We start from the raw sequence: 24,898 nt of genomic DNA, 5'->3' as shown, positions 1-24,898 counted from the left end.
CCGCCCCGGCGGGATGCCGTCACGCCAGCTTGGTGCGCACGCCGGTGGTGTCCAGGGCTGCGACGCTGCGGGCGGAGAATGTACGGTCGGCGGGACGATCGGCGAAGTATCCGGAGACCTGCGCGTCGAGTTCGTCGACGGTGAAGACCCCGGATCCGGCGGTGAATTGGTTCTCCACCACCGGCGGCGCCATCAGCGCCACCATGTCGCCGTAGACGACGAAGACCTGCCCGTTCACGCGGCTCGACGCCGGGCACGCCAGGTAGGCGACGAAGGTTGCCACCCGCTCGGGAGCCAGGATGTCCACGGGCGAACCGGACGGGTCTTCGTCGAAGACGTGCGCGGTCATCTCCGTGCGGGCTCTCGGGGCGATGGCGTTGGCGGTGACCCCGTAGCGGGACAACCCCTGTGCCGCGGCCAGGGTGAGGGCGACGATCCCGGACTTGGCGGCGGCGTAGTTCGATTGCCCCGCCCCACCGAAGAGAAACGCCTCCGACGTGGTGTTGATCAGCCGTCCGTACACCGGGGAGTCCGACGACTTCGACTGCGCACGCCAGTATCTCGCCGCCGCGGTGGTCAGTGCCGCATGCCCCTTCAGGTGCACCCGGATCACGTCGTCCCACATCGCTTCGGTCATGGTGACCAGCATCGCGTCACGGATGATGCCGGCGTTGTTCACGACGACGTCGAGGCTGCCGAACTGGTCGACGGCCGCGTCGACGAGACGGTCGCCGATCGACCAGGTTCCGACGTCACCTTCGACGGCGATCGCCCTGCCGCCTCGCTCCTCGATCTCGGCGGCGACGGTGTGTGCAGCGGCTCCGATGTCGTTCACGACGACAGACGCGCCCCGTTCGGCGAGTGCCAGTGCCTCGGCCCGGCCCAGGCCGGACCCGGCTCCCGTCACCACGGCGGTGCGGCCGGTCAGGTCGGTGTCACTCACGGCGTCTCCTTGCTTCGGTGGATGCCGGCCTCGTGGGCCGGGGACGAGTGGCCCGCACGGGCCCGGACTGTCCTGCAGGGCGGCTCGCACCTCCGGTGGTCGATCCCGTCGACGGGAAGCGCACGACTTCGGGTGCTCGGTGCCGGGAAGGCTGCCGGGTGTCCGCCTCGCAGCGTAGCCGCCCCGGGGGCGCATTCAATAGAATCATGTTCCTCCCTATCCGGGGCTCGCTGGTCATTCGACCCAGGACGGTGCTCGTTCAAGTACCCCACTTCTGGAATACAGGACCCCTAGAAGTAGAACACAATTCTATTTCACTGACCGGGACTGCCGGTCGCGACCGTGCCGGCCCGGGGTGCGACGCGGCGGCGGCGGCGGTCTCGGCGTCACCAGGCTTCCGTATCCCGGAGGAGAGGCGCCGGCGAGGTCATGAAGACAATCGTCGCGACGAACCTCGGGCTGTGACCCCGGCGTCGCTGCCGCGGGGGCACGCTAGTCTGCGCGGGTGAGTACCGCAGCCGCCGGCGTGCCCATGAGCCCGGACGACATGACGCCCGCGCAGTTGCGGCGACGTGACCGGATCACCGAGGCCGTCGTCGCGATGCTCGAGGAGACGGGCCCGGACAGCATCCAGATGCGGGACGTGGCCGAGCGTTCCGGAGTGGCGCTCGGCACCCTGTACCGGTACTTCCCGGCCAAGCCGCAACTGCTCGCCGCCGCGATGGTGGCGTGGAACGACCGCCTGTCGCAGCGGCTCGCCACCGAGCGCCGACGCCGATCCGACCGCGACGCCCGCGCGGAGGATGCGGTGGAGCGTGTCGTCCGGTTGTACGTGCGGCAGATGAAGGCGTTCCAGCGGGGCCCGCACTTCGCCCGTCTGGAGGTCGAGTTGCAGACCTCCCGGGATCCGTATGTGGTGGAGACTCTGGTCGAGCGGTCGGCGGTCAACCGTTCGGCCGTCTTCGAGGCGATGGAGGGGATTCCGGCGGAGCGGGCCCGGCTGGCGTCGTTGGCGATCGGCAGCACCATGCTCACTTCGCTGATGCTGTGGACGACGGATCGCATCAGGTTCGCCGAGGCGCTGCGCAACGTCGAGGACGTGTGCCGGCTGGTCCTGAGCGACCGTCCCGTCACGAGCTGACGAATGCCCACAAGGAAGACGAATCCCGTTTTGATGCAAAGACTCACGCGTCCACGGCGGTCACCTCTGCACACCCGTCGAGTGTCCGTCGTCGCGTGACTCCGCTCCGGAAGCACACCGGTTCCGCCGCAGGAACTCCCGGACGAAGAGGGCGAAACCCGCGGTGGGGAAGGCCGCTCCGAGGACGCAGACCGCACGCCATCCGCCGGTGAGGTAGGCAGCCGTGGACAGTGCGCTGCCGAGGGAGCCGGCGAGAAAGTAGGAGGTCATATAGGCGGTGTTCAGGCGGCTGCGGGCGTCGGGCCGCAACCGCTGGATCAGGCTCTGGTTGCTGATGTGCGTTCCCTGGATGCCCAGGTCCAGCAGGGCGACGCCCACCGCGAGTGCGAGCACGTGCTGTTCGCCGAAGGCGAGGAACACGAAACTGACCGCGGTGGCGGCGACGAACAGACCCGTCTGCCGGCGCGCGTAGCCGCGGTCGGCGAAGATGCCGGCCGTCCGTGCTGCCAGCGCGCCGGCGACCCCGACGAGGGTGAAGATCCCGATGCGGGCCTCGGACCACCCGTACCCCGGTCCGGCGAGCAGGAAGCCGACACTGGTCCAGAACACCCCGAACGAGGCGTAGGTCAGGGCACCGTAGGCGATGCGGCTGCGCAGCACGGGTTCGTCGCGGATCAAGCACACCACCGAGGCGAGCACCGTGCGGTAGCCGGCGGTGGTCGCCGGCGGCAGGACCGGAAGGGACTGCACCAGCAGCACAGTGCAGAGCATCAGGACCGCCGCGAGCACGAATACTGCTCGCCACCCGGCGATCTCCGCCACCAGGCCCGCCACGACGCGGGAGAGGAGAATGCCGAGCAGCAGGCCGGTCATCACGTTTCCGATCACACGTCCGCGTTCGTCGTCCCGGGCCAGGCTCGCAGCGAACGGGACGAGGATCTGGCCCACGACCGATCCGGTACTGACGAGCACGGCCGTGGCGGCGAGGATCTGCCAGCTCGGTGCCCAGGCCATGACCAGCAGGCCGGCGGCCGTGAGCACGAGCATGCGTCGCAGCAGCCGTCGCCGCTCGACCATGTCGCCCAGCGGCACCAGCAGGGCCAGGCCGGCGGCGTACCCGATCTGCCCCGCGGTGACTACCCATCCGACCTGCGTGGTGGAGGCGTCGAGGCTGTCGGCGACGGCGCCGACGAGCGGTTGAGCGTAGTAGCTGTTGGCCACCACCAGACCGGAGGCCAGGGCCATCGCGCCGACGAGCCGGCGGGGCATCCGGGCGGTCGGGGTGCCGGCGGTGGGGGTGCCGGTGGACGTGGGCTGCATGGCACCGATCCTGCGAGCCCCGGTATTGATGTGTCCAACGGGATGAATCGATGAATCCGAGCGATATGGTCGATGAATGGAACTACGGCAGCTGCGGCACTTCGTGGCGGTCGCCGACCTCGGGCACTTCACCCGGGCCGCCGAATCGGTGCACCTGTCGCAGTCGGCGCTCAGCGCGTCCGTGCGGGCGCTCGAGAACGAACTCGGGACGTCGCTGTTCGAGCGCACCACCCGGTCGGTGCTCCCCACTGCGGCGGGCCGAACGCTCTACCCCTACGCGCAGCGGTTGCTGCGCGAGGCCGCGGAGGCCCGCGCAGCCGTGGCGAGACTGGAAAGCGGCGAGGCCGGCACCCTCGCGGTGGGCACCGTGCAGACATTCCGGGCCGCGGATCTGCCGTCGCTGCTCGCACAGTTGCACCGCACTCACCCGGGCATCGAGGTGGCGCTGCGGGAGGCGACCACCACCGAACTGTTCGACGCCCTCGCTACCGCAGAACTGGACCTCGCATTCGTCGCCCTCGACGCGCGTCCGCTCCCGGCCGGCCTCGTCACACTCCGCACCTACACCGAAGAACTCACCGCCGTGGTCGCGCCCCGCCATCCGCTCGACGCGGTCGGGGCGATCGATCCCGCGGAGCTGCAGCCGTACCCGTTCATCGAATTCGAGGCCGGCACCGGCCTGCAGACCACGGTCGAGGCGCTGTTCGTCCGCGCGGGCGTGCACCGCGACGTGACGTTCCGCGTCGGGGACATGGATCGCCTGCTCGATCTCGTCCGCCACGGTCTCGGGGTCGCCGTCATCCCGGAACCGATCGCGCGACGCAGCGGCCTGCACCGCATCGGGCTGCGGCCCGGGCCACCGCACCGCATCCTGGCGCTGGTGTGCCGTGACCCGGCCCCGTCCTCGACGGCCGCGCAGTTGTTCCTCGACCTGCTCTGACCCGGCGGTCCGCCCGACGGGGAGCGGGACGCTCGGTAGTCGGGGAACGTCCCGCTCGGTGCCCGGGGAGCGGCCCGCTCAGTAGTGGGGGAGCGTCCCGCTCAGTAGTGAGGGAGCGTCCCGCTCAGTGCCCCGGCGTCCGGTAGGCGGCGTTGCGATGCACCGCGTCGTCCATCTCCTGGGGGGTGAGCAACCGGATCGGTACGGAACGCGCGATGCCCGACGCCCGGGTGCGGAACTCGAGCGTGGCCGCCGCGAGATCGTCGGGCACCTCCCCGATGACGTAGAGATCGTGCCCGCCGAGCGCGAAGTGCACGGACTCGACGCTGCCACCGACACTCTCGACCATCTCGGTGATGGCGGAACTACGGACGGAACCACCCTCGGAGAGCAGACCCTGCGCGCCCTCGGGGGTGTAGGTGACCTGCCACAGGTACTTCGGCATGTTCTCGACTCCTCGGCTGTCGGGCCATTCCACGGCCGGGCTCGGTGCCCCCTCCATCGTCGACCCGCTCGCTCCGTCGTGGGGCGGTTTCGCGCCGAACCGGCGTAGGTTCGTCACCGGACCGCCCGACCGTTTCCGACGAGAGGACCACTGCCGTGCCCAGACCTCCGCTGCCGCAGGCCGTCGCCGAGATGCTCGCCCAGCCGAACTACGCCACCATCAGTACGGTGCGAGCCGACGGGCATCCGGTGTCGGTGCCCACCTGGTATCTGTTCGAGAACGGCCGGATCCTGGTGAACATGGATGCCGGGCGCAAGCGGCTCGAGCACCTGCGCCGCGATCCCCGGGTCAGCCTGAGCGCGATGGACCCGGCGGACTGGGTGACCCACGTGAGCATCCAGGGGCGGGTCGTCGAGTTCGTCGACGACCCCGAGCTGACCGACATCGACCGCGTGGCGCGGCACTACACCGGCAAGCCCTACGGGGTGCGCAACCGGCCGCGGGTCAGTGCCTGGATCGAGATCGACCGCTGGCATGCCTGGGGCCGGCTGAAGGATGCGGCCTGACACAGCTCCTCCGCCGGCCCGGGGCCGGGCTCACACGAGCCCGGCCTCCTTCGCCACCTTCCGAACCTGGAAGGCCACGACGATCAGCAGCACGCCGAAGAGGATGGCGTAGATTCCCAGCAGCCAGATCAGGCTGATGATGCCGCTGCCGGGGAAGATCAGCAGCACGACACCCAACAGCACCGCGAGGATGCCGGCGACGAGCGACCACCCCCATCCCGAGTTCGGGACCTTCCGGAAGCTCAGCGCACCGATGATGCCCGTGACGCCGAACAGGATCGCGTAGAACGCGATGATGTACAGCACCACGAGTGCGGTGGCCGCGGGCCAGACGAGGGCGACGATGCCCGCGGCGATGGAGACCAGGCCCATCGCGAGCCACCAGCCCCAGCCGTCGAGGCGGGCGCGGTCGCGAATCGCGTGGTAGACGAGTACGACGCCGTCGACGATGGCGTAGATGCCGAACACCACCACCAGGGCCCAGACGGTGATCCCCGGCCACACCAGGGCGACGACACCGAACAACACGGCGAGGATGCCCCGGATCAGCACCAACCACCACATCTGTTTGAACAGGGGACTGAACTGATCGTTTGCGGTGAAAGCTCTCTCGGACACGGCCACTCCTAGGATGCGGTCTCGTAGTTCGGGCACAGCGTAGGCCCGTGCCGCCCCTGCCGCCTGCCGAATGACGATCCGATTCCCAGTCGTGACGAGCGTTACCGTGGAGCGATGGCTCGGGTGCGGATCGGGATCTCCGGCTGGCGGTACGCCGAATGGCGCGGCGACTTCTACCCGGCGGGGCTGGTGCAGCGCCGCGAACTCGAGTACGCCGCGGAGCGATTCGGATCGATCGAGATCAACGGCACCTTCTATGCGCTGCAGCGGCCGTCGAGCTTTCTGCGGTGGCGGGACGAGACACCGGACGGGTTCGTCTTCGCCGTCAAGGGCGGTCGGTACGTCACCCACATGAAGCGCCTCGTCGACGTCGACGACGCTCTCGCCAACTTCTTCGCGTCCGGTGTGCTCGCCCTCGGCCCCAAGCTGGGGCCCGTGCTGTGGCAGCTGCCGCCCTCGTTGGCATTCGAGCCGGAGCTGATCGCCGGGTTCGTCGAGCGGCTACCCGCCTCGACGACCGAAGCCGCGGCACTCGCCGCGCGCCACACCGAGAAGGTTCCCGGCGAGCGGGCGTGGACGGAGACCGAGGCGGACCGGCCCCTCCGGTACGCGCTCGAGGTGCGTCACCCCAGCTTCACGGACCCGGCTGCGGCGGCACTGCTGGCCCGGCTCGACGTCGCCCTCGTCGTCGCGGACACAGCCGGGCGGTTCCCGTTCCTGACCGAGGCCACCGCCGATTTCGTCTACGTGCGACTGCACGGAGACACCGAGTTGTATGCGAGCGGGTACGCCCCCGAGACGCTGGACGAGTGGGCGGCGCGGATCCGTGGCTGGCGTTCCGAGGGGCGGGACGTGTACGTGTACTTCGACAACGACATCAAGGGCTACGCGCCCTGGGACGCGCTCGAACTGCAGCGCCGCGTCGGCTGACCGTGTCGGTGCCGCATGGCAGGCTCGTCGTGACGCGCCGGCGCTCGCCGGGAGCATCGGCGACCCGAGGAGGACATGGTGTGGCCCACGCACTTGCCGCAGCTCGCGCGGGAGATCGCGGAGCACACCAGCGCGGCGCTCGCCGCCGCCCGGTCGCGGTCGGCCGCGGCCTGGGAGGACGCGACGACCGAGCTGGTAGCGCTGCCGTACGAGCAGGTCGCGGGCGTGCACGCGACGATGATGCGCGAGCTGCTCGAGGAGCTGCACCCCGACGGGCTGACCGGCGAGGACGTGCAGGCGGTGTTCGAACGCAGCGCGCGCACGGGGGCCGCGTGGCTGCCGTCGCTGCACCCGGACACGGTGGTGGCCGTGCTCACCGGCACCCTCGGGGTGTCCGACCACGACGCACCGAAGGCTCGCCCCGACGAATACCTGCGGGCCGGCCTGATCGTGCTGGCCGGCCTGCTGGCGGCTCGCCGGGTGGACCCCGGCACGTACCTGCGTCGCGCGCTCGGGGAGATCGAACGCGCCGAGACCGTCGAGATGCCCTGACGGTCGGGTCGCACTGACGGTCGGGTTGCACTGACGGTCGGGTTGCACTGACGGTCGGGTTGCACTGACGGTCGGGTTGCCCTGACGGCCGGGATGTCCCGACGTCCCGCCTCAGTGACGGGTGTGGTCCTCGACCGCGCGGGTGAGCCGTCGCAGCAGCGCGGTGAGGGTGTCGAGTTCGTCGTCGGTGAAGCCGTCGAGCATGCGGCGCTCACGCTCGACGCGGCGGGGGAACTCGGCGTCGACCACGGCGCGGCCCGCTTCGGTGAGGGTGAGCAGGACGACGCGGCCGTCGCGCTCGAAACGCCGGCGTTCGACCAGCCCGAGCCCGACGAGGCGGTCGGCGTGCTTGGTGGTGGAGGCGCCGCTCAACCCGGTGACCGACGTGACCTCGCTGGCGCGCAGTGGCGTGCTGCTGCGCGCCAGCGCGCACAGCACTTCGAACTCGGGGCGTGTGACGCCGCTCGGCACGAGTTCCCGGTCGAGCTGGGAGAGGGCGAGGGAACTGATCCGGGTGATACGGCCGATGACGTCGATCGGGCGGGTGTCGAAGCCGGGGTGCGTCTCGGCCCAGCCGAGCCGAACGTGATCCACGAAGTCCTCGGGCTGGGCGGTGTCCGACATGGGTCCATCCTAGCGAGGAGTCTCACACTCAATTCACATTTAATTTATCTCTGAAATATCTACACTGGAGCGGTGCACCCCTCCCTCCCGATCCCGGACCACGGCCGCCTCAGGCACTCGAGGACCGCGCTCGCGCATTCGCTGTCGCCCGCAGCGTGGCGCGAGGCGCTCGAATTCCGCAGTGCCGATGCCACCGTGGCCCCGGCACTGCGCGTGGGAACAGCGGTGCTCGTCGCCCTCGTCGGAGGCGGCCTGCTGCACCTGCCGCACCTGGCCGGCTTCGCCGCCCTCGGCGCACTCGCCTCGGCCTTCGGACGCTACGAGCCCTATCCGCGGCTGGCCGGCAAGATCGCGATGGTCGGTCTCGGCGTGGTCGGTTACGTCGCGCTCGGCGCTGGGGTCGGCGCGGGCGCGGTGCCGATGTGGGCCCAGATCGCGGTGCTCTCGGTGGCGGCCGGTTTCGCCTTCTGGGTTCTGGGTGCCTTCCGGCTGTCCGGGCCGGGTCCGGTCATCCTGGTCTTCGCGGCCGCCGGCGCGGCCGGGTTCGCGCGCACCGCCACGGACCTGCGGGACGCGGTTGCTGCGGCGACCGTGGGAGTCGTTGTGGGATGGGTTGTCTCGATGGCCCCCGCCCTGTATCACCCGCACGGGCCCGCACGGATCGCCGTCGCCCGCGCTCTCGCGGCGGTCGCGGCGATCGAGCGCGACGGTCACCGTGCGGTGCCGGGCGCCCGCGCGGCGATCGCCCGGGCTCGCGACGTCGTCGCGCTCGGCTCCCGAACCGGCGTCCACACCCACGAACTCCTCGCGCTGCTCGCCGCGGCCGGTGCCGTCGTCGACGAGGCCGAGTCCGACGCCGTGCCCGATCGAGTGGCCGAGTTCGCCCGATTCGAGGCCGAACTTCGGAAAGTCCGCCGCGACATCGCCATTCCGCGTGTCGACGGGACCGGAGCACCCGTCCCCGCCCGGCCCGTCGGATTCGTGCGTGACGGAGCAGCGCGGCTGCGGGACCGCGCGATCCTCGTCGGGGCCGGCCGGGTGCTCCTCGCCGCGCTCCTGGCGGGCTGGTTCGCCGCCGCGGCGGGTCTGCACCACCCGCTGTGGGCGACGATGGGTGCGATGGCCGCGTTGCAGGGCGTCAACTACCGGCAGACCGTGCAGCGGGCGATCCAGCGTCTGCTCGGCAACGTCGCGGGCGCCGTGCTCGCGGCGGCGTTGATCGCGCTGTCCCTGGATTACTGGCCGTACGCGCTGGCGATCGTGGTGCTGCAGGTCGTCGCCGAGCTGTACGTGATGAAGAACTATGCCGCGACGTCCGTTGCGGTGACCGCGATGGCCCTGCTGCTGACCGGGCTCGGCGAGAGCCTGGGCCCGGAGATCGCGATGAGCCGGATCGCCGACACGCTCGTCGGGGTGGTGCTCGGTGTGCTCGTCGCGGCGTTCACCATCGACCGTGCCGACCGGCACCACCTGCGGCCCGCACGATAGCGCCCCTGGCGCGAGAGCCCCGGACCGACGCCCGGGCCTGCGACGCATCGACGGGGCACGATCGCACGGGGTCGATCGCACCGGGTCTAGCATCGGCGCATGCGCGTGCGCCGGATCGTCGACCTGAGCCGGACCGTCTCCGGCGACACCCAGGTCTATCCCGGAGATCCCGTCCCGGTGCTGAGCCCGCACGCGACGCTCGAGCGCGACGGGTACAACCTGCTGCGGATCGAGATGGGTTCGCAGACCGGAACCCACGTCGACGCGCCGCTGCACATGCGCGCCCGGGCCGCCCCGATCGACGAGGTTCCCCTCGACCGCTTCGTCGGCCGGGGAGTCGTCCTGGACGTGCGGGGCCTGCCGCCGCGTACCGCCGTGACCCCGCGGCACCTCGCCGGCGGGCCGGAGCCGGGGCCCGGCGACATCGTCCTCGTGCATACCGGCTGGGCCGAGCACTACGACACCGATACCTACTTCGAGCATCCCTACCTGGCGGCGGACGCGTGCCGGTGGGTGCTCGAACGCGGCGTGCACGCCATCGGCCTCGACGCCCCGAGCATCGACTCCGCTCTGGGCGCCGACTTTTCCGCGCATCGGCTCGTCGCCGCGGCCGGCGGCATCGTGTGCGAGAACCTGTGCAACCTCGAACTCGTCGACTTTCCCGATCCGCTGATCAGTCTCCTTCCGCTGCGGCTGCAGGGTGCGGACGGTGCGCCGGTGCGGGCCGTGGCGATCGAACTCGAACCGTGATCACGGCACCTGCGCCGCGACGATCCGTGCGGTGCCGTATGCCGCGGTGCCGAGCGTGACGACCGCGAACGCCACGATCCACACGGCCGTCGGTACGCGGGTGAGCCAGCGCAGCTGATCGGCGTCGGAACCCTGCCCGCGGCCGCGCCGATGGGTGCGCGCCAGTTCGAGGACCGGCCGGGTGGCGCCGAACAGCAGCACCCAGGTCGTCAGGTACGCGACGGTGTAGCGCACCAGCTCGTCGCCGTAGTACGCGGCGACTCCGATCACCGCACCGACCGCGAGCACCGAGACGAATCCGAAGAAGTTGCGGATCAACAGGATCAGCAGGGCGAGGGCCGCGAGTACCGACCACAGCACCGCCGCGGGCCGGCCGGTGGTGAGGAGCGTCGCGGCGACGAATCCGAGCACGGCCGGGCCGGTGTACCCGGCGAACGCGGTCGCGATCATGCCCGGACCGCGCGGATTGCCGGAGGACACGGTCACTCCCGAGGTGTCGCTGTGCAGGCGGATGCCCGCCAGCCGCCGGCCGACGAGCCGGGCGACGAGCGCATGCGAGCCTTCGTGGGCCTGGGTGATCACGTGCCGGGTCACCAGCCACAGCGGTCGCACCGACACCAGCACCAGCGCGACGGCCGCGGTGAGGACGACGAGCCCGGCCGGTGCGGGTTCGCTCACCGCGCTGACGGCGTGCCAGCCGGCGCGGACGGCGGAGGCGAAGGACTCGAGCGGTGTGGACGGGTCGGCCTCGGGGTCCACAGGCGGCACCTTTCTGTCGGGAGTCCGCCATCGTACGGTCCGGCAATTCGCTCCACGGGCGCCGGTAATGTGCCACTCTCTAGGCTAATCATTCATATCAATAGGGAGGCCGCGTGTCGGTCGGGATTCTGGAAAGGCGCCGGGTGGCCCGGCCGTCGTGGATCGCACTCTCGGTGTTCCTCGTGTTCGCCGCGAGCAACGCCCCGGCCCCGCTGTACGTGGTGTGGCAGCGCGAGATGGGGTTCCCACCCAGCACGGTCAGCCTCATCTTCGTCAGCTACATCGTCGGATCGGTGGTGGCGCTGGTGTTCGGTGGGCGCGCGTCGGACCGGTTCGGGCGGCGAGCCGTCCTGCTGCCGGCCCTGGGCCTCGCGATCGTGGCCTGCCTCGTGTTCGCGACGGCCCGCACGCCGCTGTGGCTCGAGACGGGGCGGTTCTTCATCGGCCTCGCCTCGGGGGCGTTCGGCGCGGCGGGATCGGCGGCCATCGCCGACGCGTTCGGCCCCGGCCGCGGCGGGCGCGCCGCGCTGTATGCGAGCGCAGCACCCGTCGCCGGGTCGGCCGTGGGGCCGCTGCTGTCCGGGGTGCTGGCCGACGTGGCGCCGGCGCCCACCCACCTGGTCTTCCTGGTGCTGATCGTTCCCCTGGCGGCAGCCGCGATACCGCTGACCGCCGTCGGCGGTCGCCCGGCCGGGGTGAGCGGGCGCTGGGTGCAGCTGCCGAGTATCCCGCGCGAGATCGCGGGAACCGTCGTGCTGGCCATGGCCGTGGCCGGCAGCCCCTTCGCGCTGGCGGGGCTGTTCATCTCCCTCGGACCGGCCCTGATCGCCGACCTGCTCGGCAACGACAGTCGCACCCTCGCCGGCGCGGTGTCGTTCGTCGTCTTCGGTGCCGGTGCCGGGGCTCAGTTCCTCGTCCGGCGGATGAGCATCTACCGGGTCGCGGTGGTGGGACTCTCGGTCTCCGCCCTGGCCGCGGTGCTCATCGCCGTGGCGGTCGGCGCCGCCTCGGTGCCCGTGATCGTCGTGGCGGCGGTCGCGGCGGGTCTGGGCCAGAGCCTGGCGCAGCTCGCCGGGCTCACCCTCGCACGCGGGTACGCCCCGGAGGGGCGGACCGCCGAGGTGGTGTCCATGGTGTGGCTCGCCGGATACGCCACCGTCGGGTCGGGAATCCTCGGTCTGGGGTTTCTGGCGGACGGAATCGGCTTGCGCCCCGCGACTTACGCCTTCTGCGGGTTCTTCCTGGCCTGCGTGTGCGGAGCCGGGGTCGCGGTGATGCGCCGCAGGCCGGTCGTCGAGGCACTCGAAGCGGACACCCATTGACACCCCGCAATCAATGAATATGATTATGACTTAAATCACGCGGTGATCGAATCGGAGGAGTGCGCAGTGACCTACACCATCACCGAGCCCTGTGTCGACGTCCTCGACAAGGCCTGCATCGAAGAGTGTCCGGTGGACTGCATCTACGAGGGCGGCCGGATGATGTACATCAACCCGGAGGAATGCGTCGACTGCGGCGCGTGCGAGCCGGTCTGCCCAGTCGAGGCCATCTTCTTCGAGGACGACGTCCCCGAGGACCGCGCCGGCTACACCCAGATCAATGCCGACTTCTTCGCCGAGATCGGCTCGCCGGGCGGCGCTTCCAAGATCGGAAAGACCGAGTACGACCCGCCGTCGGTGAAGAGTCTGCCCGTACGGGCATGATCGCGGTCCGGGCGGACCGACCCGGCCGGGGTTCGGTGCTCCTCGGAGCCGCGGTGGCGGCCGCCTTCACGTTCGCCGTCGTCGGGTCCAACATTCCGGGGCCGATCCTCCCGTTGTACGAGGATCATCTGGGCCTGTCCCCGTTCGTGCTGGCTGCCCTGTTCGTGACGTACTTCGTCGCCCTGGTGTCGATGTTCCTGCTCGTGAGCCGGACCTCGCTCGGGCGGTTCGCGTGGGCCGTTCTGCCCGGGGCGCTCGTCGTCGGGCTGCTCGGCGACGTCGCCCTGTGGTCCGGGGCGGATACGGCCTGGCTGCTCTTCGTGGGTCGAGCGCTGACCGGAACATGTGTCGGGCTCGCAACGGGATCCGCCGCCACGCTGGCCGTGGCGGCGCGCGGTGACGCGGGCCGCACCCTCGCGGCGACCGGCGCGATCGCCGGCTCGTTCCTCGGTCTGGTCGCCGCGGCCACCGTCGCCCAGTTGCTTCCGGAACCCACCGTGCTCATATACCGGCTGCATGCCGTCTCGCTCGTGCTCTCGGGACTGCTGCTCGCCGCCGCGCTGTGGCGCAGCAGGCGCCGGCTCGCCGCCCTCCGGCACGACGAGCCCTCCCGGCCGCCCGGGCCTCTCCCGTCCCACCCGGACGTCGGGTCGTCCCGGAACGCGTTGCCCGCCTACGGATTGGGGGCGGCCGGGTGGACTGTCGGCGGCATCGCCGTCGGCGTGCTGCCGTCCGCGTTGCGGGACGGGATCGGATCCGAGTTGCTGGTGATCGGCGTCCTCGCGGCCATCATCCTGCTCGTCACCGCCTGGCTGGGTCCCTACGTCGCCCGGGCCGCGGGCCGCACCCCGGGGCCCGGCCTGTGCCTGCTCCTGCTCGCCGGCGGCGGCGTGCTCGTCGCCGCCGGGCTCCTCGCGCACACGTTGTGGCCGGTGCTGGCCGGCAGCTTCCTGTGGGGCATCGGCCAGGGGTTCGCCTACGCGCAGGGCCTCATCCTGCTCACCGCCGGGATGACGCCGGTGGAGCAGGGGAGGAGCACGTCGCTGTATGCATGCTCGTCGTACGGCTTCGCGGCGGTGATGATCCTGGTGGCCGGCGCGCTGTCGTCCGCGTGGGGCTACTCCTACGGATCCGCCGGTGCGGTAACGATTTTTGTGCTGTTCTGCGTGGCCGTCGCGGCAGCAGGGCGGGGGCGGTGGGCGCCGGCCGTCGCCGTGGCTCCCGTAGCCGTCCCCACCCGCCGATAATTCCTGCGCATGTTCGGATCGAACTCTGGACATTTCCCGCACGTGGCTCTACTGTGACGGGCATCACGACTAATGATGCATATCATTCGACCGGAAGGTGCACACATGTCTCGAGTCGACCGGAAAGTCCGGCGCCGCCTGCTCGGTGCCGCGAGCGCGTTCGGCGTCCTCTTCGCGGCCGCCTGCAGTTCCGGGGGGAACAGCACCGTCGCCGACGGTGATCTACCGGCCGAGATCAAGGTCGTCTCCGTGACCGACCAGACCGGCACCACGGCGTACGTCGGGAACAGTCAGCTCAGGGGCATCGAGCTCGCCATCTAGGAGATCAACGACCAGGAATATCTGGGCGATTCGAAGATCGTTCTGCAGAAGCGTGATTCGGCGAGCGACACGCAGACCGCCGTCAGTCAGGCCACGGAGGCGCTGACCGACAAGAGCGTCAGTGCCCTCCTCGGCCCGGTCCTCAGCGCCCACGCCGTCGCGATCGCCCCGCTCGTGGAGCGAGCCGGGCTGCCGACGATCTTCACCCAGTCCGGCAGCGAGGGCGTCGTCATCGGCGACTACACCTACCGCGCGACGGCGCCGATGGAGACCTACTTCGTCAAGGCGCTCGAGCGGCTGCAGCAGCAGGGCGTCGAGACCGTGAGCGTGCTCTACAACGCGGGCAACGTCACCCTCGCGGGACTCGGGGAGAAGACCATCCCCGAGGGCCAGGACAAGTACAGCTACCGGATCCTGTCGAGCACCTCCGTCCAGGCCACCACCCAGGACTTCGGCACCACCGCAACGAAGATCGCCGGCGAGAATCCCGACGCCGTGATCGTCCTGCTCGTCGGTGCCGGCAACTCCACCGCCATGTCGCAGCTGCGTCAGGCGGGCTACACCGGCCCCGTCGTCGGCAACCCGGCCGCCGGCGCGGGCAACCTCGCCCCCGCGGGAGCCGCGGGAGCCGGAATGTACTGGGCCACCGACTTCAGCTTCCACCAGAAGGACGAGACGTCCCAGCAGTTCGTCGAGGCGTACCGCGCCAAGTACAACGGGGAGAACCCGCTGAACTACGCCGCCGAGGGCTACGACGCGACCTGGATGCTCGCCCACGCCGCCAAGAACTCGGGCGGTGCGTCCCGCGACGACCTGCAGCGCGGTCTCGAGCAGGTCGTGGCCGAGGGCTTCGACGGCGCGCTCGGGCCGGTGCGCTTCGAAGGCAACGACATGCGCGTCGACGGCGTGCTCGTCGAATGGAACGGCACGGAAGAAGTGCTGCTCGACGGCCAGGAATCGACGGAATAGTGCGGACCTCACCGCACCCGTGCACCAAGGAGTTCGACGAATGACCGGAACATCGCACAGTCACCGGGGCAACCCGGCCGGAGGAAGGCAGGGGTCATGTCACAGCTGGTGATCGACGCACTCGTGCTCGGCTCCATCTACCTGCTCTTCTGCCTGGGAATGAGCATCTCCTGGGGAACGATCGACATCCTCAACTTCGCCCACGGCGGGATCTTCATGTTCTCCGCGTTCGTGGCCTCCCAGATCGTCTCCAACGTCGGGCTCGGGCTCGTCACCGTCTGCCTGATCTCCGTCGTGGTCGGCGCCGCGCTCTCCGCGGCCATCGACGTCTTCGCGTTCCAGCCGATCCTGCGCCGGGCCAAGAACCAGCGGACGGCCGAGCTGCAGATCCTCATCGGCGGTATCGGAATCGGCACCATCCCGGTGGCGATCGTGCAGTTCCGCACGCTGAGCGAGCCGTTCGGCTTCCTCGGCAGCTCGTACGAGACGTCGGTCTACACCCTCGGCGGCCTGCGACTGACGAGCACGGGACTCATCGTGCTCGGCTGCGCCCTGATCCTCACGCTGGCGATCTCCTTCTGGCTCAAGAACACCAGCCACGGCCTCGCCCTGCGGGCGATCGGCGTGGACTCGGAGACCGCCGAACTGATGGGCGTCAAGCGGCGCCAGCTGTCCCTGCTCACCATGGCGGTGTCGGGCGGCCTCGCCGGTCTCGCCGGTGCCTTGCTCACCTACAACCTCGGCGCCATCACGGCCGAGAGCGGTGAAACCCTGCTCATCAAGGCATTCGCCATCATCATCCTCGGCGGCGTGGGCAGCACCGGCGGCGCCGCCCTCGGCGCCATGGTGCTCGCGTTCTCCGAGGTCCTGGTGCTCCGCTACACCGGGGGCGGCTGGGTCGACGCCGTCGGCTTCGGCCTCATCCTCGTGGTTCTGCTGCTGCGGCCGCAGGGCATCTTCGGAAGGAAGGAGGTGCGACGGGTATGAGCGACTTCTACTTCTCCAACATCGTCCTCATCCAGAGCACGTTCACGGTCCTGCTGCTCGCGCTGAGCATCCAGATCCAGTTCCGGATGGGAGTGTTCTCCTTCGCCGGCGCCGCGTTCTACGGCATGGGCTCCTACGGCACCGCGATCTTCGTGCTGCACTACGGGTTCGACGCGATCTCCGCGACCGCCGCCATCGTCGCGATCTGCGCGGTCACCGGATACCTGCTCTCGCTGATCCTGCAACGTCTCACCGGCTTGTACCTGGCCATGGCCACCGTCGCGTTCGTCATGATCGTCACCGTCGTCGCCCACAACGGCGGTGAACTCACCGGTGGCTCGGTCGGCCTGTTCGGCGTGCTCACCACCCCGGAGATCTCCGTTCCGCACCTGGCCGTCGTCTGCGCCGTCGTCGTCGCAGCGATGATCTTCAGCGAGCGCGGCAGCATGGGCCGGCGCATCGAGGCGGTCCGCGAAGACCCGGAACTCGCCTCGGCCATGGGCATCAACGTCGCCCGCTACCGCCGGATGTCCTTCGTGATCAGCGGTGTGCTCGGCGCGCTCGGTGGCGCCCTGAACATCCTGATGATGACGGCCATCGCCCCGGAGAACATCGGCTTCCCGCTGATCGTGCTCGCGCTGACGATCATCATCGTCGGTGGCTCCCGGTCCTGGCTCGGCGTGCTCATCGGTGCCCTCATCTTCACCTGGCTGCCGGTGATGCTCGAGCAGGTGGGCACCTACCAGAGCATCGTCTACGGCATCATCGTCGCCATCGCCGCGATCTTCATGCCCGGCGGCATCACCGGCGTCGTCACCGACCTGTACCGTCGCCGCGCTGCCCGCCGCGACAGCGCGGCGCTCGAGGACGAGGCCGAAGCGGAACGTCGCGCCGACGCCGCCGACGACGAGGCCGCCGCCGAACTCGGTGCCGAACTCGCGGGCACCGGCGCCCACTCCGCCCCGACAGGAGAATCGCGATGACCACCGAAGCCGTTCCCCACGAGGGCGTTCCCGGCCGGCGGGTTCCGGACCAGGTGCTGCGGGTCGAGGACCTCGCGGTCCACTTCGGCGGCATCAAGGCCGTCGACGGCATCACCCTCGGTCTCGAGCGCGGTCTGATCTCCGGAATCCTCGGGCCCAACGGTTCGGGCAAGAGCACCCTGCTCGGCGCCGTCACCCGGCTCACGCCCCTGACCCGTGGATCGATGTACTTCGAGGACCGCGACTTCTCCGGCGTCCGGCCCGAGCAGGTGGCCCGGCTCGGCATCGGACGCACCTTCCAGACGGTCCGCCTCCTCGACGATCTCACCGTGCACGAGAACGTCCAGCTCGGGCACGACCTGATCGCGGGACCGCGACGGTGGTGGCGACGGGTCGACAGTACCGAGCGCGACGCCGCCGAGGCGGCCGTGCACACCGCGCTCGAACGCACCGGACTCGACGGCAAGGAGAAGCTGCGTCCGGGTCAGCTCTCGTACGGCCTGCAGCGCCGGGTCGAGATCGCCCGCGCGATCGTGATGTCGCCGAAGCTGCTGCTGCTCGACGAACCCACCGCCGGCATGAATCGCTTCGAACGCGAGGAGATCGGCCGGTTGATGTCCGACCTGCGTGCGGAAGGACTCACCCAGCTGATCGTCGAACACGACGTGCAGATGATGGTGGACGTCTGCGATCACCTGTTCGCCATGAACTCCGGACAGCTCATCGCCTCCGGTGCCCCCGCCGACGTGGTGCGCGATCCGGCGGTGCGCGAGGCCTACCTCGGAAAGCAGGACAACGATGATCGAGATTCGTGATCTGCACGTCGATTACGGCAAGGTCAGTGCGGTACGCGGGGTGTCCGTCACCGCGCGGCCGGGACGGGTGACGCTCGTCCTCGGTGCCAACGGCGCCGGCAAGACCACCACGCTGCGCACCGTCGCAGGCCTGACCACGCCCACCTCCGGCGACGTCCTCGTCGACGGGGAGTCGATCAAGGGATGGCCCGCCCACCGGATCCTCAAGCGCGGCATCTCGCTGGTGCCCGAGGGACGCAAGGTGTTCGGCTCGCTCACCGTGTACGAGAACCTCAAGATCGGCGGCCTGGTGGCGTCGAAGAAGGCCCGCGAGGAGTCGATGCGGACCGTGTTCGAGATGTTCCCCATCCTGGAGGAACGGCAGTCCGGCCCCGCCGGCCTGCTCAGCGGCGGCGAGCAGCAGATGCTCGCCTTCGGCCGCAGCCTCATGTCGCAGCCCGACTACATCCTCATGGACGAGCCGTCCATGGGGTTGGCCCCCGCCGTGGTCGACCGCGTCATGGCCAGCGTGCGCACCATCGCGGACCGTGGCATCGGCGTCCTCATGGTCGAGCAGAACGCCGAGGCCGGCATGCGGATCGCGGACGACGTCGTCGTCGTCAACCGCGGTGAATCGGTGTACTCCGGGCCGGTCGACGAGGCGCGCAACCACTCGTCGGTGGTGCTGGCCTTCCTCGGTGAAGCCGCGCTGACCGGAACCGACAACTGAACCGAGAACGGAAGAGAATGAAGAACACACGTATTGCCGTCGCCGCGTTCGCCGGTGTCGCCGGTCTCGCCCTGACCACCGCGTGCGGGTCGGGCGGCGGCGGGACCGTCGGGTCCGGCGAGATGCCCGCCGAGATCAAGGTCGTCTCGGTGACCGACAAGACCGGTCTGACCGCCTTCGGTGGCCTGCCCCAGTTCCGGGGCATCGAACTCGCCGTCGAACAGGTCAACAGCAGTGGTTTCCTCGGTGAGTCGAAGCTCGTGCTCGAGAGCCGGGACGCGGCCAGCGACACGCAGACCGCCGTGAGCCAGGCGACGGAGGCGACGGCGGACCGGTCGGTCAGCGCGCTGCTCGGCGGCATCTCCAGCGCTCAGGCCATCGCGATCTCCCCGATCGTGGACCGGGCGAAGCTGCCGACCGTCTACACGCAGTCCGCCAGCGACGGTGTGCTCGGCGGCGACTACACCTTCCGGGCGACGCCGCCGCAGACCACGCACATCGGCACCTCCCTGGCTCACCTCGAGGACCTCGGGGCCGAGCGGGTCAGCGTGCTGTTCAACGCCGCCAACCCGGCGCTGGCGGAGATGGCGGAGAAGAACCTTCCGGAGGGGCAGTCCGAGCACGGTTACGAGATCGTCTCGACCACGTCCGTGCAGAACACCACCCAGGACTTCGCGTCGTCGGCGACGAAGATCGCCGGGGAGCGGCCCGACGCGGTGGCCATGCTGCTCACCGGCGCCCAGAACGCCACGGCCATGCGGCAGTTGCGCCAGGCCGGATACACGGGACCGGTGCTCGGCCAGACCGGTGCAGGCGCGAAGAACCTCGTCCCGGCGGGGGCTGACGGGGCGGGCATGTTCTGGACCGCCAACTTCACACTCGACCAGCCGGCGGCGTCGTCCCAGGAGTTCGTCGCGGCGTATCGGGCGAAGTACAACGAGGACCCGCTGAACTACGCGGCCGAGGGCTACGACGCCGCATGGCTGCTGGCGCGCGCGATCAAGGCGTCCGGCGGCGCGTCCCGCGAGGACATCCAGCGCGGCCTCGAGCAGGTCACCGCGGAGGGCTTCGACGGTGCGCAGGGCGAGATCACGTTCGAGGGCCACGACATGCGGACCCCGGGTGTGCTCGTCGAATGGGACGGCAGCCGTGAGGTGCTCGTGTCGACGCCGTCGGCCTGACTCTTTTCTTGTGGCCGAATGTCACATCGCGTCGATCGGATCGACGCGATGTGACATTCGGTCCGAATGCGGGGCACGAATACGAGACGGGGCCCGGGGAGAGATCCCCGGGCCCCGTCTCGTTCGGTCAGCGTCCCTGCCAGACCGGTTCGCGCTTCTCCTTGAACGCCAGTGCGCCTTCCTTCGCGTCGGCGGAGGAACGCACCGGTTCGTAGATCTCGCGCATGCGCTCGAACTCCTCGTCGTTGGACCAGTCCCGGGCCTGCGCGATGATCTGCTTGGTGGCGCGCACCGCGAGCGGGCCGTTCTTCGCGATCGCCTTCGCCAGCGCGACGGCCTCGGCCAGCGCCTGCCCCTCGGGGACGAGCCGGTTGAGCAGCTTCGCCTCGTACGCCGTGTGCGCCGTGAAGTACTCGCCGGTGAGGCTCCATTCGACGGCGAGCTGATGGGGAACCTTGCGCGGCAACCGCAGCAGACCGCCACCCCCGGCGAGCAGGCCGCGCTTGACCTCCGGCAGGCCGAAGACGGCGGTCTCCGATGCGACGACGAGGTCGCACGCGAGCACGATCTCGAAACCGCCTGCGACGGCGTGCCCTTCGACCGCCGCAACGATCGGCTTGTCGGAGGATTTCTCGGTGATGCCTGCGAAGCCGCGACCTTCGACCGAAGGGCGTTCGCCGGCGAGGAAGGCCTTCAGGTCCATGCCGGTGCAGAAGGTCTTCCCGGCACCGGTGACGACGCCGGCGACGAGATCGTCGCGGGCGTCGAGTTCCTCGAGGGCGGCAGCGATCGCGACGGCGGTCTCGGTGTTGATCGCATTGCGCACCTCGGGCCGGTTGATCGTGATGATCTGCACGCCGTCGGACTGTTCGACGTGTACGGGGGTGTCCATGTCTGTCTCCTATCGGGGCTGCATGCGGATCGCGCCGTCGATGCGGATCGTCTCGCCGTTGATCATCGCGTTGTCCACGATCGACAGGGCGAGCTTGGCGTACTCGTCGGGCTGCCCGAGCCGGGCGGGGTGCGGGGTCTGGGCGGCGAGACCGTCGCGGATCTCCTGCGAGAACCGGGACAGGATCGGCGTGTCGAAGGTGCCGGGGGCGATGCTGTTGACCCGCACCAGCTTCCGCGAGAGGTCACGGGCGGCGACGAGCGTCATGCCGACGACTCCGGCCTTGGCGGAGGCGTAGGGGATCTGGCCGATCTGACCCTCCCAGGCTGCGACCGACGCGGTGAGGACGACGACGCCGCGTTCGCCGTCGACAGGTTCGTTGTTCACCATCCGGGCCGCCGACAGGCGCAGCACGTTGAACGAGCCGATCAGGTTGATCCGGATCAGGTTCTCGTACATGTCGAGCGAGCCGGGGGTGCCGTCCTTCTCGACGACGCGGACGGTGCCGCCGCGGCCGGCGCAGTGCACGACGGCGCGGAGGGGAGCGCGTTCCTCGGCCGCGTCGAGCGCGCGGTTCACCGCGTCGGGATCGGTGACGTCGGCCGGGGCGAACACGGCGAGCTCACCGAGTTCCTTGGCGACGACCTCCCCGTCCGAGGTGGGCAGGTCGAGGATCACCGTCGGCACGCCGAGGCCGACGAAGCGCTTGACGGTGGCCAGGCCGAGGCCGGAGGCCCCGCCGGTGACGACCGCCGATCCGTTGGTCATGTCCATGACTTCTCCTGTCTGCAAAAGGAATTCAGAGTCGTTCCACGATCGTCGCGTTGGCCATGCCGCCGGCCTCGCACATGGTCTGCAGGCCGTAGCGGCCGCCGGTGCGTTCGAGGTGGCTGATCAGCGTGGTCGCCAGCCGGGCCCCGGACGCGCCCAGCGGGTGCCCGAGGGCGACGGCGCCGCCCACCGGGTTCAGGACGTCGTCGGACGCACCGATCTCGCGCTGCCAGGCGAGGGGGACGGACGCGAACGCCTCGTTGACCTCGAAGGCGGCGATGTCTGCGACCGACAGGCCGGCCCGCGCGAGGACCTTCTCGGTGGCGGGAATGGGGCCGGTGAGCATGAGGGTGGGATCGTCACCCACGACGGCGGAGGCCACGATCGCGGCCCGGGGGCGCAGACCGAGGGCGGCGGCTTTCGCCTCGGACATGATCAGCAGGGCGGACGCGCCGTCGGAGATCTGCGAGGAGTTGCCTGCGGTGACCTTCCAATCCAGGTCGGGGAAGCGCTCACGCCAGGTGTCGGTGCCGAAGGCCGCGGGCAGTCCGGCGAGGCGCTCGGCGGTGGTGCCCTCACGGATGGTCTCGTCGGCGGTGACCACCCCGGTGGGGGTCGTGACGGGGACGATCTCGCCGTCGAACCATCCGGCGGCACGGGCGTGTGCGGCGCGCTCGTGCGAGCGGGCCGAGTACTCGTCCAGCTCGGCCCGGCTCAGGGCCCACTTCTGCGCGACGAGTTCCGCCGCGATGCCCTGCGGGACGAGATCGGGGAAGCGCCCGCGGACGGCGGGGCCGTGCGGGTCCTTGCCCATCGCCGCCGATCCCATGGGGACCCGGCTCATCGATTCGACGCCGCCGGCGACGACGATGTCGTACGCCCCGGCGGCGATGCCCTGGACCGCGAAGTCGATCGCCTGCTGCCCCGAGCCGCACTTGCGTTCGACGGTCACCGACGGCACGTGGGTGGGAAATCCGGCCGCGAGCAGGGCCTGCCGGCCCGGCGTGGCGGACTGTTCGCCGGACTGGTTGACGCAGCCGATGACGACGTCGTCGATCAGCCCGGGGTCGAGGTCGTTGCGGGCGACCAGTCCGGCCAGGACCTGGCCGAGCAGATCGCTGGGGTGCACGCCGGCCAGAGCGCCCTGCGCTCTGCCCCGGCCGACGGGGGACCGGACGGCATCGACGATGACGGCGCGGGTCATGGGCTCTCCTCCCTGGCGGGACTAATTCATGATGATGGTTACTATAGACCACGACCCTACGCCCGATATGGCGTGCATCACACCGAGGGTCACCGGTAGGTGGACCAGGTGGGCAGGCTTTCGGGGAAGTCGGCGCGCTGGGGGTGGGTGCCGGGCCACTGGATGCGTTCGGTTGTACACAGTCCTGCGTTCATCTTCTCGAGCGGCACGGCGTACATGAACCGCAGGCTCCGTCGCCGGAACAGCCATCGGTCACGGTCGCGGACGTACTCGTCGGAGTACCGGTACGCAGCCATCACGAGCGTGCCGTCGAGTGCGAGTTCGGCTCTGCCTGTGAGCAATCCGCGAGCAGTGTCACCGTCGACGCAGATCTGGTCGCTGAGCGGGGAGTGCAGGGTCAGGCTGTACCTGTCCATGGCGGCGACGTAGAACTCGCGGATCTCCTCGTGCCCGTGGGCGACGGAGCCGGCCCGTTCGAATTCGCCGTCCTCGGTGAACAGCGACAGCAGCGTCTCGATGTCGTGATCGTCCACCGCGATGGCGTAGGCGGCGACGAGGTCCTGGATGCGGGCGCGGTCCTCGAGTCGGGTGAGGCGGCGAGCCAGCTCCTCGAGGGTGCCGGGACGCGGATCGACGGTCGTCATGTGACCTCCCTGAATAATGATAACGATTGTGATGTATTACACATCATGACGTGCAGTCGGGGAAGGGTGACGCTCCGGCGGTGCCGCACGACACGAGAGAAGTGCGGGGCAACCCGTTGCCTCTTAATCATTATCATGGTTAGTATGTGAGTCATTGAACTGAGTGACCTTGACCACACCTGGCGGGCGCTTTAGGTTAATGATGAACACAGAAAGGTGGGGACATGGCGAAAGCGCACGTCGACGACGAGCTCCGGGACATCCGTGCGGCCGCGGCGACCGTAGCCCGGGAGCGCTACGCACCGAAGGCTGCGCAGTGGGATCTCGAACGCACCGCCTTCCCGCACGACGAGCGCCGCTTCCTCGGCGAACTGGGGTACCTCGGCATCTCGTTGCCGGAGGAGTACGGAGGCTCCGGCGCCCCGCTGTCCCACGCCCTGGCGGTGATCGAGGAGTTCGCGAAGGTCTGCCGGCCGGCGGCCTTCCAGATCTTCGAATCCAACACCGGCCCGGCTCAGGCCATCGCCCGACTCGGCACGGAACACCAGAAGAAGACGTTCCTGCCGCAGATCGTCGCGGGGGAGAAGACCATGGCGGTCGCGATCTCCGAGCCCGACGCCGGCTCCGCCGCCACCGACATGACGACCAAGGCCGTGCGCACCGACGAGGGTGTCGTGCTCAACGGCATGAAGCGGTGGATTTCCAACGGTAGCGAGGCCGACGTCTACCTCACCTACTGCCGCATGGGCGACGCCCCCGGCGCCAAGGGCATCGGAGCAGTCCTCGTCGAGGCCGACCGGCCCGGCATCAGCTACGGCGCGCGCGAGAAGCTCATGGGCTTCCGGGGCATCCCGTCGGCCGACATCTTCTACGACGACGTGGTCGTCCCGGAGGAGAACATCGTCGCGGAGGCCGGTGGCTTCCGGAAGTTGTTCGGGGCGTTCACCATCGAGCGCCTGGGCAACACGACCATGAGCCTGGCCATCGGACAGGAGGCGCTCGACCGCACCCTCACCTACGTGCAGGAGCGCCACCAGTTCGGCAAGCCGCTCGTGGAGTTCCAGTCCGTCCAGATGACCCTCGCCGACATGGTCCTGCAGGTCGAGGCCGCTCGCCTGCTCCGCGACCGCGCCGTCGCCAACATCACCGACGGCCTGCCCGACCCGCTCGAGGTCTCCCTCGCCAAGTGCACCGCCAACGAAATGGCCAAGCGCGTCACCGACCTGGCCATCCAGCTGCACGGCGGCAACGGGTACACCGAGGAGTTCGGAATCGAGCGGCTGCACCGCGATTCGCACGGGTGGGCGCTGGCCGGCGGCACACCGACCATGCAGCGCACCCGGATCGTCTCCGAGCTCCTCGGCCGCACGTTCGATCAGCGCGCCTGACACTG

At 69.8% G+C, this 24,898-nt stretch carries 26 protein-coding genes and 1 pseudogene; 17 read left to right on the top strand and 10 right to left on the bottom strand.

Annotation, left to right across the window (positions count from 1 at the left end):
- Window positions 1-19: 19 nt before the first annotated feature.
- Window positions 20-943 carry an SDR family NAD(P)-dependent oxidoreductase gene (locus tag QNA09_RS22025; RefSeq protein WP_308072090.1) on the bottom strand — a complete coding sequence of 308 codons (924 nt, stop codon included), beginning with the start codon at window positions 941-943 and terminating at the stop codon, window positions 20-22.
- A gap of 547 nt (window positions 944-1,490) precedes the next feature.
- Between QNA09_RS22025 and QNA09_RS22020 the strand changes: the two genes are divergently transcribed.
- On the top strand, window positions 1,491-2,084 hold the full coding sequence (locus QNA09_RS22020; protein WP_082061191.1) for a TetR family transcriptional regulator: 594 nt from the start codon (window positions 1,491-1,493) through the stop codon (window positions 2,082-2,084).
- 60 nt (window positions 2,085-2,144) lie between these two features.
- On the opposite strand, the gene QNA09_RS22015 is transcribed toward QNA09_RS22020, so the two are convergent.
- Window positions 2,145-3,404, bottom strand: coding sequence for an MFS transporter (locus QNA09_RS22015; protein WP_308072089.1), 1,260 nt, complete (start codon window positions 3,402-3,404; stop codon window positions 2,145-2,147).
- Window positions 3,405-3,480: 76 nt separating this feature from the next.
- Between QNA09_RS22015 and QNA09_RS22010 the strand changes: the two genes are divergently transcribed.
- Window positions 3,481-4,344 carry a LysR family transcriptional regulator gene (locus QNA09_RS22010; protein ID WP_124258549.1) on the top strand — a complete coding sequence of 288 codons (864 nt, stop codon included), beginning with the start codon at window positions 3,481-3,483 and terminating at the stop codon, window positions 4,342-4,344.
- A gap of 124 nt (window positions 4,345-4,468) precedes the next feature.
- Here QNA09_RS22010 and QNA09_RS22005 read toward each other — a convergent pair whose 3' ends face one another.
- A complete protein-coding gene (locus QNA09_RS22005; RefSeq protein ID WP_010594059.1) occupies window positions 4,469-4,789 on the bottom strand; it encodes a GYD domain-containing protein in 321 nt (106 codons plus the stop codon).
- 155 nt (window positions 4,790-4,944) lie between these two features.
- Here QNA09_RS22005 and QNA09_RS22000 point away from each other — a divergent pair, with 155 nt between their 5' ends.
- Window positions 4,945-5,355 carry a TIGR03618 family F420-dependent PPOX class oxidoreductase gene (locus QNA09_RS22000; protein WP_040271105.1) on the top strand — a complete coding sequence of 137 codons (411 nt, stop codon included), beginning with the start codon at window positions 4,945-4,947 and terminating at the stop codon, window positions 5,353-5,355.
- Window positions 5,356-5,385: 30 nt separating this feature from the next.
- Here QNA09_RS22000 and QNA09_RS21995 read toward each other — a convergent pair whose 3' ends face one another.
- Window positions 5,386-5,979, bottom strand: coding sequence for an HdeD family acid-resistance protein (locus tag QNA09_RS21995; RefSeq protein WP_010594057.1), 594 nt, complete (start codon window positions 5,977-5,979; stop codon window positions 5,386-5,388).
- Window positions 5,980-6,087: 108 nt separating this feature from the next.
- Between QNA09_RS21995 and QNA09_RS21990 the strand changes: the two genes are divergently transcribed.
- Window positions 6,088-6,903 carry a DUF72 domain-containing protein gene (locus QNA09_RS21990; protein ID WP_040271103.1) on the top strand — a complete coding sequence of 272 codons (816 nt, stop codon included), beginning with the start codon at window positions 6,088-6,090 and terminating at the stop codon, window positions 6,901-6,903.
- A 75-nt stretch (window positions 6,904-6,978) separates the two neighbouring features.
- A complete protein-coding gene (locus tag QNA09_RS21985; protein ID WP_308072088.1) occupies window positions 6,979-7,455 on the top strand; it encodes a hypothetical protein in 477 nt (158 codons plus the stop codon).
- A 111-nt stretch (window positions 7,456-7,566) separates the two neighbouring features.
- On the opposite strand, the gene QNA09_RS21980 is transcribed toward QNA09_RS21985, so the two are convergent.
- Window positions 7,567-8,079, bottom strand: a complete 513-nt coding sequence (locus tag QNA09_RS21980; RefSeq protein ID WP_010594053.1) for a MarR family winged helix-turn-helix transcriptional regulator — start codon at window positions 8,077-8,079, stop codon at window positions 7,567-7,569.
- 72 nt (window positions 8,080-8,151) lie between these two features.
- Between QNA09_RS21980 and QNA09_RS21975 the strand changes: the two genes are divergently transcribed.
- On the top strand, window positions 8,152-9,567 hold the full coding sequence (locus QNA09_RS21975) for an FUSC family protein (protein WP_040271099.1): 1,416 nt from the start codon (window positions 8,152-8,154) through the stop codon (window positions 9,565-9,567).
- 99 nt (window positions 9,568-9,666) lie between these two features.
- Complete coding sequence (locus QNA09_RS21970) at window positions 9,667-10,317, top strand: cyclase family protein (RefSeq protein WP_010594051.1); 651 nt, start codon at window positions 9,667-9,669, stop codon at window positions 10,315-10,317.
- Here QNA09_RS21970 and QNA09_RS21965 read toward each other — a convergent pair whose 3' ends face one another.
- On the bottom strand, window positions 10,318-11,076 hold the full coding sequence (locus QNA09_RS21965) for a M50 family metallopeptidase (RefSeq protein ID WP_010594050.1): 759 nt from the start codon (window positions 11,074-11,076) through the stop codon (window positions 10,318-10,320). It lies immediately after the preceding gene.
- A 113-nt stretch (window positions 11,077-11,189) separates the two neighbouring features.
- Between QNA09_RS21965 and QNA09_RS21960 the strand changes: the two genes are divergently transcribed.
- The 9 genes and pseudogenes from QNA09_RS21960 to QNA09_RS21920 all read left to right on the top strand — a co-directional run bounded on the left by QNA09_RS21960 (window position 11,190) and on the right by QNA09_RS21920 (window position 19,994).
- The gene (locus QNA09_RS21960) at window positions 11,190-12,398 is read left to right on the top strand and encodes an MFS transporter (RefSeq protein WP_308072087.1); all 1,209 of its coding nucleotides are present in this window, start codon (window positions 11,190-11,192) and stop codon (window positions 12,396-12,398) included.
- A gap of 66 nt (window positions 12,399-12,464) precedes the next feature.
- Window positions 12,465-12,782 carry a ferredoxin gene (fdxA, locus tag QNA09_RS21955; protein WP_302069457.1) on the top strand — a complete coding sequence of 106 codons (318 nt, stop codon included), beginning with the start codon at window positions 12,465-12,467 and terminating at the stop codon, window positions 12,780-12,782.
- Window positions 12,779-14,029 (top strand): quinolone resistance protein norA, encoded by a 1,251-nt coding sequence (locus QNA09_RS21950; protein WP_308072086.1) that lies wholly within the window; start codon window positions 12,779-12,781, stop codon window positions 14,027-14,029. Before fdxA ends, QNA09_RS21950 begins: the two co-directional genes overlap by 4 nt.
- Before the next feature lie 105 nt (window positions 14,030-14,134).
- Window positions 14,135-15,319 (top strand): annotated as a pseudogene (locus tag QNA09_RS21945) (ABC transporter substrate-binding protein).
- 96 nt (window positions 15,320-15,415) lie between these two features.
- Window positions 15,416-16,306 carry a branched-chain amino acid ABC transporter permease gene (locus QNA09_RS21940; protein WP_010594045.1) on the top strand — a complete coding sequence of 297 codons (891 nt, stop codon included), beginning with the start codon at window positions 15,416-15,418 and terminating at the stop codon, window positions 16,304-16,306.
- Window positions 16,303-17,289, top strand: coding sequence for a branched-chain amino acid ABC transporter permease (locus tag QNA09_RS21935; RefSeq protein ID WP_010594044.1), 987 nt, complete (start codon window positions 16,303-16,305; stop codon window positions 17,287-17,289). The genes QNA09_RS21940 and QNA09_RS21935 overlap by 4 nt, the downstream gene beginning before the upstream one ends.
- Window positions 17,286-18,104 carry an ABC transporter ATP-binding protein gene (locus QNA09_RS21930; RefSeq protein ID WP_010594043.1) on the top strand — a complete coding sequence of 273 codons (819 nt, stop codon included), beginning with the start codon at window positions 17,286-17,288 and terminating at the stop codon, window positions 18,102-18,104. The genes QNA09_RS21935 and QNA09_RS21930 overlap by 4 nt, the downstream gene beginning before the upstream one ends.
- Entirely contained in the window at window positions 18,088-18,813 is a 726-nt protein-coding gene (locus QNA09_RS21925; RefSeq protein WP_017680068.1) for an ABC transporter ATP-binding protein, read from the top strand. The genes QNA09_RS21930 and QNA09_RS21925 overlap by 17 nt, the downstream gene beginning before the upstream one ends.
- A gap of 17 nt (window positions 18,814-18,830) precedes the next feature.
- Window positions 18,831-19,994 (top strand): ABC transporter substrate-binding protein, encoded by a 1,164-nt coding sequence (locus tag QNA09_RS21920; protein WP_010594041.1) that lies wholly within the window; start codon window positions 18,831-18,833, stop codon window positions 19,992-19,994.
- Window positions 19,995-20,121: 127 nt separating this feature from the next.
- Here the strand turns inward: QNA09_RS21920 and QNA09_RS21915 are convergent, their stop codons facing one another.
- The 4 genes from QNA09_RS21915 to QNA09_RS21900 form a co-directional block, all read right to left on the bottom strand.
- Window positions 20,122-20,886, bottom strand: a complete 765-nt coding sequence (locus QNA09_RS21915) for a crotonase/enoyl-CoA hydratase family protein (RefSeq protein ID WP_010594040.1) — start codon at window positions 20,884-20,886, stop codon at window positions 20,122-20,124.
- A 9-nt stretch (window positions 20,887-20,895) separates the two neighbouring features.
- Complete coding sequence (locus tag QNA09_RS21910; RefSeq protein ID WP_017680065.1) at window positions 20,896-21,660, bottom strand: SDR family NAD(P)-dependent oxidoreductase; 765 nt, start codon at window positions 21,658-21,660, stop codon at window positions 20,896-20,898.
- 25 nt (window positions 21,661-21,685) lie between these two features.
- Window positions 21,686-22,861 carry a thiolase family protein gene (locus QNA09_RS21905; protein ID WP_040271094.1) on the bottom strand — a complete coding sequence of 392 codons (1,176 nt, stop codon included), beginning with the start codon at window positions 22,859-22,861 and terminating at the stop codon, window positions 21,686-21,688.
- 89 nt (window positions 22,862-22,950) lie between these two features.
- Window positions 22,951-23,505 (bottom strand): nuclear transport factor 2 family protein, encoded by a 555-nt coding sequence (locus tag QNA09_RS21900; protein ID WP_010594037.1) that lies wholly within the window; start codon window positions 23,503-23,505, stop codon window positions 22,951-22,953.
- A gap of 224 nt (window positions 23,506-23,729) precedes the next feature.
- On the opposite strand from QNA09_RS21900, the gene QNA09_RS21895 reads away from it, so the two are divergent.
- Window positions 23,730-24,893, top strand: a complete 1,164-nt coding sequence (locus QNA09_RS21895) for an acyl-CoA dehydrogenase family protein (protein ID WP_017680062.1) — start codon at window positions 23,730-23,732, stop codon at window positions 24,891-24,893.
- Window positions 24,894-24,898: the final 5 nt, after the last annotated feature.

The sequence above is a fragment of the Rhodococcus sp. AH-ZY2 genome (genome assembly GCF_030916465.1).
GTDB classification, from domain to species: Bacteria; Actinomycetota; Actinomycetes; order Mycobacteriales; family Mycobacteriaceae; genus Rhodococcus; species Rhodococcus ruber.
The sequence above is the reverse complement of the archived record's forward strand: the minus strand, read 5'-3'. Positions and strand labels throughout refer to the sequence as shown.